The following is a 16660-nucleotide window of genomic DNA, read 5'->3' on the forward strand; positions in this document are numbered from 1 at the left end:
ATATTTTTTATCACGATTTAGCCAGAAATCGCCTCAGATAGTCCTCGTGATGCGGTAATTTTTGCACCGCTACACTTACAGCCGCTCGAATCTGCTGAACATGCTGCTGAACTTGCTCAATCGATACCTGTTGCGTCAACACGTCTACACTATGCGGAAAACGCCCTAAACCCATCAACAAAGAAAGCACCTCTTCCGCGCCGAACAAGCCTTTCTCCTGAGTTGGCGCCCTGCCTCGCGAATCGTAGAGTTGCAGCAATCTCAACATTGCGGGCGTGTAGTTAAACTCACAGGCTTTACGCCAGGGAACGCCGTCGCGCGGTTCAACTAAGTCATATACCAATGCTGCGTAATCTTTAACGCTATCGTATAAATACGAAAGTTTATCGCTATAGGCCTTTTGCACACTTTCACTGTTCGACACAACCGGGGAGCACAGCTTAAGTGGCCTTAACCCCGCCCAAGTTAAATCCACGGCCGAAACAATAGGCGAGCTAATCTCAATAGCAGCCGGGCCTATCGCAATACAATTCCCTAACCAACTCTGCGCGGCGCGAAAATCACTATTAACTAGGCGCTGCTCGACGCGGGGCCATTCACCTTCAGGCGCTATATTGGCCTCATATTCACTATCCACTGCCTGCGTATTGGAGTACCGCGTGATACGCATAAATTCTCTATCGGCCTGCAAAAACTCCACACCGAATTTTTTAGCGACAATGGCGTCGCAAGCATAGCTTCGCGGTCGTTTTTTCACCGTAACGCTACGCTGAAGATTAAATGGCATAGTACCCTGCCAACTAATCGGCGGCTGCTTTCTGCTGGTTTCGAGCTTTGCGCACAAAAAACGCTGTTTCGAACAATCGATAAATAAGTCAGCCTCACAGTGTTGGTTCGCTAATTGTACGGCTCTTATACTAACCCCATCTTCAGACACGCTCACACCAACGCTGCGCTCCCTTAAAATATCGACCCCCGCATCAACACATTGCGATTCCAGTAAATGGCAGAATTTTTTGACATTAAAATGCAAGCCGTAACTTAACGTAGAAAAAACCGAGCGTGTATCTTCCAAAGGATGCGCAAATCTATCGACCATAGCCGCGCCTGCAGAAAGAGAATATTCATGAAACGGGCCTGTGGCAGCACCCGAATCTCGCAATCGATTAACGGCCAAATGGAAAGGTACAGCGCCCATAGGCAGACCGTAGCTACCAAACGTATGAAAAAAGTAATGCCCTTGTGCAGGCCATCCGGTGTACACATTTGCCAGTTTAAATGCAGCGGCGGTAGATGCCACAAATTGATGTTCGGGTAACGCGATATAGTCCAGAAAATCTTTGAAATCGGGGCGAACACTGACCGGGCCATCGGCAAGCTCTTCAGTATCTGTTATAACGATACGAATGGACGTGCTTGTCTCAGTATACATTCGCCTGCAAAAAACGCCGGTCATCAGGGCGCTAACAGCATCGCCGACAATCAAAATACTGGCTGGAGCCCGGCCCCCACATTCACTACTCGTCATCATCAACTTCCGTACATGCCGGTTACCGGCTGGCGGCTAATTATTTTTTCGCCGCTTATCACCTTGGCTAAAACTTCCTGTGGATTCGAAGCATTGCTCATGCATGCATCCAATTCACTGGTCATATCGAAAAGCACGCTATCCAGTTGCTTTATGGAGTAGCGCTCAATTAGCGGGTGTACATTATTTGGATAATAACCTTGTCCAAGGTAAACCGCGAGCCAGCTAGGTTCGGCAAAAGAGCCTTCATCGTATTCAATAATTGCTCCTGTATCTCTAAACAACGCCATCTTATGCTGAAGGCTATCCGGCACACTCATATTGGCGCAATAACGCCAAAAATCACTGTCTTCCCGACGATTTAACTTGTAGTGCAAAATCAGGAAATCACGAATGCGTTCATATTCAGTCGCCATGCCACGATTAAATTCATCTCGCTCGCTATGCGCATGGCCATCCAGAGGAAATAACTCCATCAACTTGTAGATAGCCGCCTGAATGAGATAAATACTTGTCGATTCTAACGGCTCTAAAAAACCGGAGGAAAGACCAATTGCGATACAGTTTTTTTCCCAGCTTTTTTTACGCCGCCCCGCGGTAAAGTTAAAGGTTCGAATTGAAGCTTCGGGCGTACCACTACAATCAGCGGTAAAATGATGCTCCGCGCGTTCGTCGCTGATAAAATCAGAGGCGTAAACCAAACCATTCCCCATACGGGTCTGCAACGGAATTTTCCACTGCCACCCCGCCGATTTTGCACTTGAAAGAGTATAGGGCGCAGGTGCACACTCTAACGAAGTTCGCATGGCCAAGGCTTTGTTGCAAGGCAACCATTGACTCCAATCCTCATAGCCAACCCCAAGAGCCTCGCCTAATAATAACGATTTAAACCCTGAACAATCGATAAACAGATCGGCGGCATGCTCACTGCCATCGGTCATGCGTAGCTGGCTTATACTGCCGTCTTCGGCATCCAGAATAACCTGTTCAACTTGCCCTTCCTGGCGAATAACCCCTTTGCCTTCGCTCCACCTACGCAAAAAGAGTGCGTAACGAACGGCGTCAAAATGATAGGCATAGGAATGCGTGTGTAGATTTGAGTTGTTATGCTCGGGGTAGCAAAAGGTGTTGTTTTTAGCCATACGGCCTGGCAGTGCAAAACCATCAAAAGGCGGTGTAGTTTGGCTATATTGCCTGGCCTTCAACCAGTAGTGGTGGAAACTAATACCATCAAGTTTGCGGCCGTGAACACCAAACGAATGCAGGTAACTCGACTGCGCAGTACCCCAACCCTCGAACTTAATGCCCAATTTGTATGTAGCACTCGTTTCTTTTAAAAACTCGGCTTCATCTATACCCAAAAGATAATTAAATTCGCGAATAGGGGGTATTGTAGCTTCGCCCACCCCCACGGTCCCGAGTTGTTCGGACTCAATCAAACAAATGGAAAACTTGTCTTGGTCAAGTAATCGGACCATTAACGCCGCAGTCATCCAGCCAGACGTTCCACCGCCCACTATAATAATTTTTCTTTGGACTGTTTCGTTCACAGTGCACCTAAGCTCAATTGACTACTAGATTTTTAAAACCACACAAACATGCTTAAAACCCGAACGCTCACTTAACACAAACAAAAAAGCGCACCAATGGGTGCGCTTTTATTGAACAGGCTTAACTGAACGAGTTAATTAGAAATTCGCGCGAACAATCAAACTATAACGACGATCATTCACAAACCAAGAGCGGCCAAGCTTATGCTCATCATCAACTAACTGGTAAGTTTGAGTCTGTGTATTAAGCAAGTTTACGCCCTGCAGGCCAATCTTAAAGTTATCGGTTAAATTATAAAATATTGAGGCATCCATAAAGCCTGCAGCTTCATTGTACACCGGCATGCGCGAAATATTATCGTAGGATGTCAGCAAGTATTCTGAACGCCAGTTGTAGGCAATACGCGCATCAAAGTCGCTCTTCTGGTACATCAAAATAAGGTTAGTGGTATGTTCAGACTGCCCCTCCAGACCAATTTCGTTGGAGTTAGTAGCCGATATTAATTCATCAGTGTCTTCAAATGAATCACCACCATTCGTACCAGTATTAGGCACACCAGAGGCATCAATGTAGGAGTAATTGATTTGTGTTCCTAGACCGTCAAACGGTTCGGGCAACATGTCAAAGAATTGCTGATAGTTTAGCTCGATGCCCTGCATCTTGCCCTCACCACCGTTCATTCTACTGGTAACAACTACATCCTGCGCAACACCCGTTGCCGGGTTAATAAACTCTCGATTCACGGCTCCACGTATAAAGAAGTTCTTCAAATCTTTATAAAATATCGATGCCGTTAAACTGTTGCTGTCGCTGAAGTACCACTCAACCGATGCATCAAACTGTATTGATTCCATAGGTTTGAGGAAGGGGTTACCGGCGTCTGCTGTCCAGCTGGCAAGAGTGATACTGTTAACATCGACTATGTCCTGTTGACTAAGGTCTGCACCATCGTTATCCACAGGGTTACCCGAACCAGAACCCGCTGGCGCATCTGGATGAGGGTTTTGCGCAGTAAACACGGGTTCCAAATTCGACTTCTGTAATTCAGAGGCACTAATGCTTGTGTAATTACGCATATCGCCAATATCAGGTAGTGCAATCGCTTTCGATACCGCGAAACGGCCAATCAGTTCAGGTGTGAATTCTGCCTTAATATTCAAACTCGGCAGGGTTTTTGTGTAGCGTTGACTCGCATAATCAACAGACGACACCCCGTTTCCGAAATCTGTCCACTCCTGAGGAAGAAAGTTATTTACGTCACCCAAAAACTCAGAACTATCATCGTAAAGGTTATACGGCAGGTCTGTAGCAGGGTTTGGATACAAATCCCTGTCGTGAGGGTCAAAGGTATATGGATTAAACCCACTTGGCGGTAAACGCCCTGGCCTTAAATCAGGATATCGAGTATTGCCCACAGATGTCGACTCTATTGAAACTACTCGTACACCCACATTACCGATAAGCCTAACCGCTGTATCCAATTCAAAATCCGCACGAATATAGTAAGCATTATTGGTTTCAGTAGAATCGGTAATCTCATTATTGCGATAAGGGCCATTTAAATCATCCAGAGGTACGTTCGCACAAGAGCCGTCATCGTTAAATAGCTCTTGATCAATCCGTCCGTCAAGTGGTCGCCAGTCACCACAATCGTCTTGGATTAAATCCCAGAACATATCACCCCAACTCGCTTTAGCGTCCATCAACTCTGCAGAGGGATGAATGGTGGTACTATCGGGGCCATCAAACTCTGCAACGCCACCACGAAAAAAATTACTCCAGTCTATTCTGTCCGCAAGCGTGACCACTCTGCCATTATTATCCATAAGACGGTCTGGATACTCATCTAACCAAGCACCATCATTCTGCCAGAAAGGCTCGATAGCGCCCCAATTGTAGGTAGTTCTACGCACAATCTGCTCGCGCTCGGCGTGACGAATACCGCCCTTCACTTTGGTAATAATACTATCGTCTATGAAATAGGTCGCATCAAAACGACCTGCCGTAGATTCACCATTGCTGCGTTCAATGTGGTCCATTGCCGCATAGTTAACATAGGAGCTTTCTTGTGAAAAATACGCCTCTTCGCTAGCCCAATCAGTAGGGTTGTCTTGCGGCTCGGTAGCGGCTTTATCGGCCTCTTCTTGAGTAGCCAATGACCAAGGGTTGTATATAGTCAACTTCGGTGTTTTACCGCGAGTATCGTAACCTTGGTTCATAAAGGTGCCGAACATATAGGTATTTGAATCGTCATCGGTATCGGCGTTTACATATTGAAAATCGGCCTCAAGTTCCAATTTTTCGTTGGGCGTCCACTTCAAATTAAATGCCGTATCTTCCACAGTTGTATGCTGTACTTGATGACGGCTTTCCGTAACATAACGAATACCAAAATGCTGCACTGGGGCAGCCGCCCAATCGGCATTCTGAGGTATACGGTCGCCATCACCGCGCCAGCCGGTAGCAATATTGGTCAATGAGCCATGGGTGAAAACACCTTCGTCGTCGAAACCATATTCGGTTTCTGCATAAGGCTGATACCACTGCTCGGCGGAATTATAGTCGCTTTGGTTACGCAGTGAATTTTCCAGCCAGTCCAGAGTTGCTTCAGAACGCAGATAAGACGCTGTCGCCTCAACTGTTTCATTAGGGCTGCGCCATTGCAACGCAACATTCAGACCGGAACGATCACGCTTATCATTTTTCATACTGATATTGGCGCCGTTTGGAATCAAGGCACCTTGATTAGTGCAATTCGCCGGCGCATCTGCGGCATTGGGGTCAACACAGAACAATTGCGAACCATCTATGTTGGTTCGAGGTTGACGATCTACAACACCGCGGCCAAATGAGCCATCGTAAACATAAGGGTTTGCAATCTCAAAATCAGGAATAACCCCGGGCAGAGGAGAATCGAGACCACGCAATTCGAATTTATCGGTTTGAATACCGTGGGACGTGCCTTCCAGATGGTCATCGGAAACATTAACGAGGAAACCAACCTCACCAATATTGGTGTCCCATCGGTTACTGAATAATGCGGAATACTTAGGAGAATACTCCTCTATAATGTCGCCGTATGTCATATCATACGAGAAGGCGACCTGCATACCGTCGGCATCGAACGGCAAACGGGTAACCAAGTTGACACTCCCCGCAATACCACCTTCAATCATATCCGCGGTTTGGTTCTTATATACCGCTACAGTTTTCATCAATTCGGGGGGCACATCTTGCCACGAGAGTCCTCGACCAGAGTTGGCGGTGAACGTATCACGACCATTGAATTCAGATCGTGTCTGCGTCATACCCCGAACAACAGCGCCGGAGCCTTCCATACTGAAATGGTCCGGATCGTCATTCGCCTGAAAACGCTCAATAGATACGCCAGGAATACGCTGCATGGCTTCCAGTACACTTCGATCGGGCAGCGCGCCTATATCATTGGCCGAAACGGCATCCACAAAGGTATCGGCCTGGCGCTTAATCTCCTGCGCATTCTGCAGGCTTGCACGAGACCCCTCTACTACAACTTCTTCTAGTTGGGCTTCCTCTACAGCATCCTGTGCAAGCACTCGCTGCGCTGCCAAGGCACTTGTGAGCACCACCAGAGACGACGCCAAGCTAATTCCCGCTCTAGCCCCAAACTTCTTAGTATTAGCAGACATACACAAACTCTCTTTATTATTGTTTCTTGAACAAATTAATTTTTTGGTTTTTGGGCCGCCAGGTGGGAAGCGACAGCGCCCGAATGCAAAATGCCTTGCGAATTATGATTATGAACACAGCATTTTTACATAATAAATATTACGCGCGATAAATACTGCAACAATCAAGACTTTTAGTCAAACGGGAAATAAGCCCCCTATAAGACCAATCGGCACCTTAATTACCACAATCAAACATTAACGCCTTAATCGGCATACCAAAAATAACGCTTTTGGTATGACCGTACGGTTAGACAGTATTACAAGCAAACCAAAATTGAGTCTCACTGCCATTTTTGACGCCATTTTTCAGCGCGCTCTAACTACTCGCACCCTACCGCTAAAGTATCGCAATTATATACAGCAATCTACGAAAAGCTTTTCTCATAAAGCGTTTTCAACCCGTTAATTGCCTTATGTTTCGCTAACCACACCCCCCCAGACACCACCTTAAAGTAGATAAGACTATTATCTAGACACGCCGAAATTGCGCAGGTATGCTAGCTGGCAAGCAGCGCTGTGCTGGCTATAAAAAAACAGAGAAACACCAGCCCGCTTGACAGTTAAAAACACAAAATACGTGAGAGTAAGCTCCGCCTACAAATAATAATTAGAAGGATTAAAAATGTTATACAGACCCCTACTAATCAGTGTTATAGCGTTAGGCTTAACCGCCTGCTTCGGGGAGAGCTACGAGAATTACAGCTCCGGCCCTTACGAAGAAATTCCCCCACGCGTAGAACCCAGCCTGCCCGATAGCGGTGTTGTTCAAAACGGAAACCTTGAAGAAAGTACTACAGAGGCCATAGGCTGGAATGGATATGCGAATTCCGGAACAGCCACTTTCGAGTTAAGTACGGAACAATACTACACTGGCGCGCAGTCATTCAAAGTGTCGATTGAAGCAGCCGGTGATAATCTATGGGATATAGGCGCTGGCCCTGTCGCCGTGCCTGTAGAGGAGTTCTACACTTACCATTTTTCAGCGTGGGTGCTAGGAACCAATGGCGCTATAGCCAACTTTACTGCCCAACTTGAAGAATCACCCTGGACAGCACTTGGCTCACAGCAAATTGAAATCACCAGTTCTTGGCAGAAAGTGGCCTTTAGCTTTGAGGTACCTGCTGGAGTTACTAGTATTCAATTGCCTGCGCAGCTATCAGACGAACTCAACAACGGCGCCGTGATCTATATCGACCACGCCTCCCTAAAGGGCGAAGCGCCAAGATCTGAAGTAGTAGATATCCCTATTGAGCCTGGATTAGCCGGCTGGAGCCCTGACTGGAGATCAAACACGCTGTCCTATGATGCTGACCGTGGCGTTGTTATCGAACCGGACTGGGACAATGACGATCAAATCGCCATGTATACAATCGAAGCGCCAAAAGACTTCAACGGCACTACCATATATTACGTCCTAGATATTCCTCAGGAGTTCATTGACGCAGGAATCAGCCTCCAGCCGTACGTTCAACAAAACTCCGGATCGTATGACGCTGACTGGTCTCAATGGGTAGACAAAAGCTCACTTACAGAAGGCACGTTCATAATCAGCTATAACGTAGCTTCTGCTCCCGTCGATACGCAACGAATCGCTCTACAAATAAAGGGCGAAGGTAGAAGCTTCGATCCCGTTGAAAATATTTCCATTGAGCGTATTTACTATGCAGAAGAAAGTGGTGGGTCAGATGTACCGCTCGACTCTGGCTGGACAGTCTCAACTGATCTCACTGTCGACTACAGTGATGCAGGTGTTTCCTACTCACCTACAGCTGCGGACCACCAGCTGTATTACACATACGCTGGCCCGCAAAACTTTGATGGATCCAAGTTTACTTTCTCCATCAAACCGAGTCAGGAGTTCATAGATAGCGGCGCAAACATTCAGCCATATGCTCAGTTGAACTCTGGCACCGGTGAGTGGGGCTGCTGGATTAATGGCGGCGCCAACCTTACTACAGATGGCATATCCTATGAATGCACGGTCGAAGAAAGTGGCGCGTTTGATTTCGACGATACAGATTCAATGAAAATCGGTATTCAAGTTAAAGAAGCCAACAGTGTCGCACCCACCGGCACCCTTACAATCACCGATATTCAGATCGATTAACCATCGATAGGCATTAACCCTACGAACCTAAAACGCCCCTCTTGCAGGGGCGTTTTTATTTGCACCGAAAATCTTTCGCCCTCGGTTTTTTTCGCTGACCATAACCCATAGATATGTGCATGGGTTTAATATCTCACGTCCTTATTTAGCTTCTAGAACAAAACACTTCCAACACGCAAAGCCGCTCAGCTGTCAGAATTTTTTAAACCTCCAATTCTAGTACTCCCGCGCACAGCTACAAGCATATAACTAGCTTGAACAATGCAGGAATAATTGTGCCGGCAAGAATTTAATTCTAAAGCCATTGGGTACACAAAAAAACGGCTGTTATCCGTATTCGCCATGCGGAGGTGCGGAGGTGCGGAGGTGCGGAGGTGCGGAGGTGCGGAGGTGCGGAATAATATCGCCAACAGCCTCATGGGTGATACTGGTTAAATTTTTAATCTCGTAAAAAGCATTTCACTCACAACTACGTAACGGCATTCTCCCCCACCACAACTGTGGCAATACGCCGATAAAGTGTTCGAGCTCCATGAAGCATGCAAACGGATGGTCGCCGCGCTGCGGCGGACTTTAATTGATAGACCCTGTGAGCAGGCACTAAAGGAAGAGCTATTTTTTGAAATCCAAGCAGGTCATTTGGTGTCAATTAATGCGATTAAGCAATACCTCTTTCAGTTTTCCAGATCAACACGGCACCTTTTTATTTATTTAAATTTCCCTTTTTCTTTTTCATAAAAAAGCGAATTCAATAACTCCAGATACACTAACCCGTATTTAAATAAAGTGCTTGCGAACACGCCACACCCTTGCCGCAATTACGCTCAAACACCTGGGCATAATCGGCCATGCGCGCCACTGAACCGGCACTGGAACCGTAACGGCGCCCAAAGTTTTGAACGTGGTCGATCCACTTATTTGGATTAATACCCAACCTCGACACAATAGCCGGAAGTTCGCTGGCGATGGCCCCGCGCTTATCGTCTCGTAGAATACGGCCAGTAGTATCCACAAGCTCAAAATAGTCTTCACGGGTAAAGGGTAAGGCATGGTGAGTATCGGTATGGGAGGAACCATCAAAAGGCATTAACGGCGCTTCGGGTAAGGCATCCAAACCCATTTCAGCTTTAATTTCACGCTGCTTTTGAATACGAGCATTCAATTTCTGCTCGTCTTTAGATTTGGTATTTTTGTATTTTACGTAATCGAATAAACGCTGCTGTATGGAGGTGAAATCACTCTCCATAAGGTCTGTTTCCATCGCCGCCCGAATGGGGTTGAGGTCGACATAGGCCATGCAGCTTAATAGCGCGGCTTCATCCAATAGGGCCTGGCTTTTGAAACGCCCCTCCCAAAACCGGCCTTTACAACCCTCTTCGCTGTTTGCCATGCGGGCTATGGTTTCATTAACGCCACGCATGAACCAGCTGATATCGTATAAACGTTTACGCCACTTTTCGATAATCTCATCCACTGCCGCTTGCGTAGCCGCATCAATAGCCTCCGGGTTCTCCAGCCAGTGATCAACCAGCATATGGCCGCTATACAACTGCATCCAGCGCTCGGCCACTTCTTTATTAGTCCAAGCCTGCGCCCTAGGCTTATCCGCATGCAACACCACATGGTAATGATTACTCATTACCGCATAAGCGCACACATCTACCGCATACACATACGACAAAAACCGCAAGCGCGATACGATCCACTGCTTGCGGTGATCGTAATTCTCACCCGTCGAATGATCGTCACCACACAAATATGCACGCCGAACACAGCGTACATAGCAATGGTAAAACGGCGTTGAATCGAGAGAGATTAATGTTTCACGGCTTTGGGTCATGGTTACACAAATTACCGGACCAGGAAGGCTTGTCAAGTTTTTGGATGTCCTTTTATTTATTTTTTTGGATGTCCTTTTATTTAGTCGCATCAACTTAAATTACTTTATCTAACTTCGCTTTGTTATCGTCAGGGTTTAGCCACACCGGCCCGACCCTGCTCCAGTCCCGCGTACTGCCACTCCAGTATAATCGCGTTCGGCCATTTCGCTGCACAAAACCGGTAACGCTGAAAGAAAATGTATGGATTGGCCAGCGGGCGATTATTGGCAAGGGTGTCACTATTGGGGAGAACAGTATTATCGGTGCTGGCGCAGTAGTCACTAAATCTATTCCCGCCAATACCATTGCCGCTGGTAACCCTGCAAAAATAGTGAAAGAGATCAACCCGAATAAGCGGATGTTAAAACGGGAATATTTATTTAATCAGCCTGAGGATTATTGGCAGAGCCAGGAAACCCTGGAGGCTGTATTTAACAAAGACAACGGTTTTTTCCATTGGCTAAAAAGCTTGTTGATACCATCAAACCGAGATTAACTGGAAAGCCATAAGTAACGCTTAAATCCGAAAGGATTTCCCACTCATCATTAGCGTTTCAATTTGTTCCGTTGTCCCACCCGGCAGGTCTGATTCCTTTCGTTCTTTATAGGCTTTTTTGATCGCTGACTTTGCCTGCTTAAAATCGCCCATGGAATACTGTACTACCGCCATGGTATCGAAATACCCTATCTTTTCAGTCAGCGTCTTCGCCTCTATACCCTCAAGATAACGCTTCGCCAATTTCGGGTTGTAAATCGCATCATTTGCAGACGTCGCCAACACCCAAGCGTACTGGATTTTTGCAGGCACAAAATTCGAATCAGCGGCCTCTCGCAATAAAGCTATGCCCTGGTCAACGTTTCTTTCGTAGCGCGCGCCATGATAAACCTCAATGCCCAATAGTAATTGAGCATCAGGCACCTTTTCCTCCGCAGCGCTTTCCAGCCAAAAATACGATTTATCCAGATCAATCGCACACTGTTGGCCGTATGACAACCGGCGCCCCAACTCGTACTTCGCCACTGAAAATCCATCCTGAGCAGACTTTTGATACCACTTACCTTCCCTTTCCAATTCAAGCTCTGAATAACCTTTCATACTAGAGCCCACACTGCGAATCATGGCTAAGGTAACCGCGTAGATGTATTTATCCTTGCCCGTTCCATCATAGGCCGCCGCCTTGGCCTTGCCTACCAGATCTTCGACATAATCTTTATTAATTTCAGCGCCTGTCAACTGGAAAATAAAGCGTAGTCGCCTGCCATACTCTTCAGTGGGAACATCACCAACCCTGGCCGGCTCATACAGGAATGCTTTTATCGCTTTTAGGGCCACATTCTCGAATGCTTTTGAGGACCCATTAATTACGATTGGATTTCTAACAGTCCCATCAATACCAATAGAATACTGAATATCCACTATCCCTACACGCCCTCTTTTCTGTTCAGTTCTAGGGTACTTAGGGGTTCGTTTGCGAAGCGCTCTTGGCTTTGAATATGTGAGAGATGGGCCAGCTGTATCCGAGGAGAGTAGGTTTTTGTGGACAGCACTTGGCCCATGGGTTTTCAATAACTCGGCGAACACTTCTTCAGCTCTAGCTATCTGACCTTTATTCAACCGCGCCGCTACTTTATTAGCAATACTATCAGCCGTCTCATTTCCATAGAGTGCGGATAATTTTAGCCAAGCGTGCCCTTGCACATAATTCTTTTCAAAAGCCTCTCCCCGAACATTCATAACTCCTAGATTAAAAATCGCGCGATCATTACCCAGGACAGCCAACTCAAGAAATGCGTCTTTAGCTCTATCAAAATCATTTCGACTATAGAACCCCATTGCTTCGGAAAAGGTAATTGCATGCGCTACTTGCGATGCAATAAATATCAAGACAAACCCAATAGCCTGAACCGTAATTTTCATTCTTTATCATTACTCTCTGCTTGAGAAAAGGCCACGCCAGTTACTTTCACGTTACCGAAGCCGCTTAATTTAATTTCTTTGGCCGGTTCGTATGTTATTACTGTAGAGAGTTCATTATCAACCATAATGGTATGCTCCCAGCGTTTTCTTTTTATCTTCTTGTTGAAAATCAAGCGTATTAACGGAGAGTTTTCCCAGGGGATTTTATTTTGAAAGTAATGACTGATTTTATCGTTTTTATTGGGCCAATAGTCCAGATCAACCTCATAGGCACCAGTGCATTCATGGTCGGCAAGCCCCAGCGTAACCAAGCTTTTCTTTTTGCCTTTTAAGAAAAGGTAAAAACTGGGAACGGAATATTGATTTACAGGCACCTCTATCTCAGCAACAAACTCCAATTGATCCCCAAGACTCTTTTCTATAGGAATAGTTACCTCATCCCCCCTAGACAAGTCATATTCACTTTTCAATGAATCTGCATGCAACAGAGCACTCACAAAAAAAAGCAACAGAACCCAAACGGCCCTTATCATTATTCCCCCACCGTATTTTTTTAATGATTAGAGCACAGCAGAAACAGCACCACTCAACTCTACAGAAAATCTATTTAACAACTCATTTAAAGCAGTAACATAAGCCTCTACCGATTCATTTTCGGCTTGCGCATACAAGTTAATGTTACCTACAGCCAACTCAGTTTTTCCTGCATTATCAAATAACATCCACCGCGCATGGAGTGCCACCTCAAGGTATAGGAAGTATAAACCACCTTTTTGCCCTTCTAGTGAAGCATCATACCCGAAATCTTCTCACTCGTTTACTGCTCAAGTCCGCTCAAGCCCCAATTTTCACTGCTGGATCAGTTCAAATCACTCTAAGTAAGGTTCGGCTTGGTGGTAAAGTCACTGAGTGATGGCTGACTGGGTGTAAGTTGCCCCACCGCTCCTTTTCAAAGTTGGCAGTGTTGGATTTGGGGCCGTCAGTCAAAGAGGCGGCTTTGTGATGGGTCGAACAGGGTGGGGGTCAGTGGTGGTGCCCGCTCCGGTGGTAATTCGTGTTGTTTTTCAGCATCTACCTTAGCTGCTTTCTGCTTGAGATGCTTAAGGATCTGCTCAATCACCTTCGGATCTTCGATACTGGCAATCACCTTTACCTGTCCGCCGCAGTGTTCGCAGACTTCGATATCGAACACTCGCTTGAGGCGTTGCATCCAGCTCATTGTCAAGTTTTCGGATGTCCTTTAATTTTTTTCGGCCGGTGGTATCCACAAGCTAAATGTCAAGTTTTTGGATGTCCTTTTTCTCTCTTTTCGACCTAGGCTTGTTTTGAAACAAAGTTTGTGGATGTCCTTATTCTTGACGCGTGTTTGATGGCTCTTTTGAACCCGATAATACCTGCTCCGAGAGAACTTTATTGCGCCACCGACAAAAGCTAACGTAGCCAATATCGTGTGTTTCGCAAAACTGGGCGGCTGATAAGCCGGAATTCGTTTGTTTTTGTACCAATGCTTGCCATTCGGTTAGTGACTTTCGGGCGGCGCGTTGTTTGCTCATGGTGTTTGTCTCTTCTTATTTGTTGAGACGGTAGGTTAGGTTAGCTGGGGGGCTTGGGGTAGGACGGGGTGGAATGAACGGTTACGTTAAGCATGAGCTTTTCCCTACGATTATCAAAGATCCGTAAAGATAAAAAAATGACCCAGCAGGTCATGGCTGATACTATCGGTATCCACGTTTCCCAGATAAAGCGCTATGAGTCCGGCGACACCCAACCATCTTTAGACGTATTACGTAAAATCGCTATTGCGCTTAATATCAGCGCAGACTTGCTGCTTTTTGATGAAGGGGAAAGAGACTTACCTAACAACCTACAACTCAAGTTTGAGGCGGTTAGTCAGATGTCGGAAGAAGACCAGAAGGCTATCCAATCTTTGATTGATGGCATGATTTTGAAGCATACCGCTAGTCAGCTAGGGGCAAGGCAATAGGTTTATAACAGGCATAAAAAACCCAGCACGCGGCTGGATTTTTGATTTCCTAAGATTTCCTAAGGGTGGGTGTCCCGATTATCTCCGTCACCAATACCCCAGCCGCTAAAGGCGGCTAAGGAAAGAACTTTTTTTGGGGGCTTAAAGTGGATGTCCTATTTACCTTCCGACCATCTCTGACCGGGGCTTTTACAACTAAAGAGAAAATAATTTCAAAAAAGGCTTGATGTCAAATGTAAGGCCTGACCCCTATGATTTATATGATTTACGGAGGTGCGGAGGTGCGGAGGTGCGGAGGTGCGGAGGTGCGGAGGTGCGGAGGTGCGGAGGTGCGGAGGTGCGGAGGTGCGGAATAATATCGCCGACAGTCTCATGGGTGATATTGGTTAAATTTTTAATCTCGTAAAAAACATTTCACTCACAACTACGTAACGGCATTCTCCCCCACCACAACTGTGGCAATACGCCGATAAAGTGTTCGAGTTCCATGAAGCATGCAAACGGATGGTCGCCGCGCTGCGGCGGACTTTAATTGATAGACCCTGTGAGCAGGCACTAAAGGAAGAGCTATTTTTTGAAATCCAAGCAGGTCATTTGGTGTCAATTAATGCGATTAAGCATTACCTCTTTCAGTTTGCCAGATCAACACGGCACCTTTTTATTTATTTAAATTCCCCTTTTTCTTTTTTATAAAAAAGCGAATTCAATGACTCCAGGCACACTAACCCGTATTTAAATAAAGTGCCTGCGAACACGCCACACCCTTGCCGCAATTACGCTCAAACACCTGGGCATAATCGGCCATGCGCGCCACCGAACCAGCACTGGAACCGTAACGGCGGCCAAAATTCTGGACATGGTCGATCCACTTATTTGGATTAATACCCAATCGCGACACAATGGCCGGAAGTTCGCTGGCGATAGCTCCGCGCTTATCGTCTCGTAGAATACGGCCAGTAGTATCCACAAGCTCAAAATAGTCTTCACGGGTAAAGGGTAAGGCATGGTGAGTATCGGTATGAGAGGAACCATCAAAAGGCATTAACGGCGCTTCGGGTAAGGCATCCAAACCCATTTCAGCTTTAATTTCACGCTGCTTTTGAATACGAGCATTCAATTTCTGCTCGTCTTTAGATTTGGTATTTTTGTATTTCACGTAATCGAATAAACGCTGCTGTATGGAGGTGAAATCACTTTCCATAAGATCTGTTTCCATCGCCGCCCGAATGGGGTTGAGGTCGACATAGGCCATGCAGCTTAGTAGTGCGGCTTCATCCAATAGGGCCTGACTTTTAAAACGCCCCTCCCAAAACCGGCCTTTACAACCCTCTTCGCTGTTTGCCATGCGGGCTATGGTTTCATTAACGCCGCGCATGAACCAGCTGATATCGTATAAGCGCTTACGCCACTTTTCGATAATCTCATCCACTGCCGCTTGCGTAGCCGCATCAATAGCCTCCGGGTTCTCCAGCCAGTGATCAACCAGCATATGGCCGCTATACAACTGCATCCAGCGCTCGGCCACTTCTTTATTACTCCATGCCTGCGCCCTAGCCTTATCCGCATGCAGCACAACATGGTAGTGATTACTCATTACCGCATAAGCACACACGTCCACCGCATACACATACGACAAAAAACGCAAGCGCGATACTATCCACTGCTTGCGGTGATCGTAATTCTCACCCGTCGAATGATCGTCACCACACAAATATGCACGCCGAACACAGCGTACATAGCAATGGTAAAACGGCGTTGAATCGAGAGAGATTAATGTTTCATGGCTTTGGGTCATGGTTGCACAAATTACCGGAACCAGGAAGGCTTGTCAAGATTTTGGATGTCCTTTTATTTTATGTTAGGAAGGCTTGTCAAGATTTTGGATGTCCTTTTATTTTTTTCGCAAAGATCTTCCAATAAGCTCAGCCTAGAATGAAAAAGGCCGACTAGAAATTAATTTCTGTCGGCCTCAACTTGTCACG

Annotated in this window: 12 protein-coding genes and 1 pseudogene; 3 read left to right on the plus strand and 10 right to left on the minus strand. The window is 46.4% G+C overall.

Annotated elements, in window-relative coordinates; all coding sequences use genetic code 11:
* Positions 1 to 10: 10 nt before the first annotated feature.
* From H5336_RS09730 to H5336_RS09740, 3 genes are all read right to left on the minus strand, one after another.
* Positions 11 to 1528, minus strand: a complete 1518-nt coding sequence (locus H5336_RS09730; protein ID WP_185233674.1) for a tryptophan 7-halogenase — start codon at positions 1526 to 1528, stop codon at positions 11 to 13.
* 2 nt (positions 1529 to 1530) lie between these two features.
* Positions 1531 to 3078 (minus strand): tryptophan halogenase family protein, encoded by a 1548-nt coding sequence (locus H5336_RS09735; RefSeq protein WP_185233676.1) that lies wholly within the window; start codon positions 3076 to 3078, stop codon positions 1531 to 1533.
* Between the two features lie 138 nt (positions 3079 to 3216).
* A complete protein-coding gene (locus H5336_RS09740; protein ID WP_185233678.1) occupies positions 3217 to 6747 on the minus strand; it encodes a TonB-dependent receptor in 3531 nt (1176 codons plus the stop codon).
* 664 nt (positions 6748 to 7411) lie between these two features.
* On the opposite strand from H5336_RS09740, the gene H5336_RS09745 reads away from it, so the two are divergent.
* Positions 7412 to 8896, plus strand: coding sequence for a family 15 carbohydrate-binding domain-containing protein (locus H5336_RS09745; RefSeq protein ID WP_185233680.1), 1485 nt, complete (start codon positions 7412 to 7414; stop codon positions 8894 to 8896).
* A 766-nt stretch (positions 8897 to 9662) separates the two neighbouring features.
* On the opposite strand, the gene H5336_RS09750 is transcribed toward H5336_RS09745, so the two are convergent.
* On the minus strand, positions 9663 to 10652 hold the full coding sequence (locus tag H5336_RS09750) for a transposase (protein WP_185235709.1): 990 nt from the start codon (positions 10650 to 10652) through the stop codon (positions 9663 to 9665).
* A gap of 203 nt (positions 10653 to 10855) precedes the next feature.
* Between H5336_RS09750 and H5336_RS09755 the strand changes: the two genes are divergently transcribed.
* Positions 10856 to 11272, plus strand: a complete 417-nt coding sequence (locus tag H5336_RS09755; RefSeq protein WP_221628021.1) for an acyltransferase — start codon at positions 10856 to 10858, stop codon at positions 11270 to 11272.
* Positions 11273 to 11293: 21 nt separating this feature from the next.
* Here H5336_RS09755 and H5336_RS09760 read toward each other — a convergent pair whose 3' ends face one another.
* The 5 genes and pseudogenes from H5336_RS09760 to tnpA form a co-directional block, all read right to left on the minus strand.
* Positions 11294 to 12694: a TonB family protein gene (locus H5336_RS09760; protein WP_185233683.1), complete on the minus strand. Its 1401-nt coding sequence runs from the start codon at positions 12692 to 12694 to the stop codon at positions 11294 to 11296.
* Positions 12691 to 13227, minus strand: coding sequence for a hypothetical protein (locus tag H5336_RS09765; RefSeq protein ID WP_185233685.1), 537 nt, complete (start codon positions 13225 to 13227; stop codon positions 12691 to 12693). The genes H5336_RS09760 and H5336_RS09765 overlap by 4 nt, the downstream gene beginning before the upstream one ends.
* Positions 13228 to 13254: 27 nt before the next feature.
* A complete protein-coding gene (locus tag H5336_RS09770) occupies positions 13255 to 13416 on the minus strand; it encodes a hypothetical protein (RefSeq protein WP_185233687.1) in 162 nt (53 codons plus the stop codon).
* A gap of 257 nt (positions 13417 to 13673) precedes the next feature.
* A pseudogene (locus tag H5336_RS09775) lies at positions 13674 to 13913 on the minus strand (IS91 family transposase); the annotation flags it as partial.
* A gap of 130 nt (positions 13914 to 14043) precedes the next feature.
* On the minus strand, positions 14044 to 14247 hold the full coding sequence (gene tnpA, locus H5336_RS09780; protein WP_185233689.1) for an IS66 family insertion sequence element accessory protein TnpA: 204 nt from the start codon (positions 14245 to 14247) through the stop codon (positions 14044 to 14046).
* A gap of 92 nt (positions 14248 to 14339) precedes the next feature.
* On the opposite strand from tnpA, the gene H5336_RS09785 reads away from it, so the two are divergent.
* The gene (locus H5336_RS09785; protein ID WP_185233691.1) at positions 14340 to 14678 is read left to right on the plus strand and encodes a helix-turn-helix domain-containing protein; all 339 of its coding nucleotides are present in this window, start codon (positions 14340 to 14342) and stop codon (positions 14676 to 14678) included.
* Positions 14679 to 15399: 721 nt separating this feature from the next.
* Here H5336_RS09785 and H5336_RS09790 read toward each other — a convergent pair.
* Complete coding sequence (locus H5336_RS09790; protein ID WP_185235711.1) at positions 15400 to 16389, minus strand: transposase; 990 nt, start codon at positions 16387 to 16389, stop codon at positions 15400 to 15402.
* Positions 16390 to 16660 lie beyond the last annotated feature (271 nt).

Origin of the sequence: Teredinibacter franksiae (assembly GCF_014218805.1) — a bacterium.
Lineage (GTDB): Bacteria > Pseudomonadota > Gammaproteobacteria > Pseudomonadales > Cellvibrionaceae > Teredinibacter > Teredinibacter franksiae.

What these genes read in the sequence shown, in the direction of transcription:
- H5336_RS09730 (WP_185233674.1), bottom strand. Translation starts at nt 1,528, where the DNA reads ATGACGAGTAGTGAATGTGGGGGCCGGGCTCCAGCCAGTATTTTGATT.
- H5336_RS09740 (WP_185233678.1), bottom strand. Translation starts at nt 6,747, where the DNA reads ATGTCTGCTAATACTAAGAAGTTTGGGGCTAGAGCGGGAATTAGCTTG.
- H5336_RS09745 (WP_185233680.1), top strand. Translation starts at nt 7,412, where the DNA reads ATGTTATACAGACCCCTACTAATCAGTGTTATAGCGTTAGGCTTAACC.
- H5336_RS09760 (WP_185233683.1), bottom strand. Translation starts at nt 12,694, where the DNA reads ATGAAAATTACGGTTCAGGCTATTGGGTTTGTCTTGATATTTATTGCA.
- H5336_RS09765 (WP_185233685.1), bottom strand. Translation starts at nt 13,227, where the DNA reads ATGATAAGGGCCGTTTGGGTTCTGTTGCTTTTTTTTGTGAGTGCTCTG.
- H5336_RS09770 (WP_185233687.1), bottom strand. Translation starts at nt 13,416, where the DNA reads ATGTTATTTGATAATGCAGGAAAAACTGAGTTGGCTGTAGGTAACATT.
- tnpA (WP_185233689.1), bottom strand. Translation starts at nt 14,247, where the DNA reads ATGAGCAAACAACGCGCCGCCCGAAAGTCACTAACCGAATGGCAAGCA.
- H5336_RS09785 (WP_185233691.1), top strand. Translation starts at nt 14,340, where the DNA reads ATGAGCTTTTCCCTACGATTATCAAAGATCCGTAAAGATAAAAAAATG.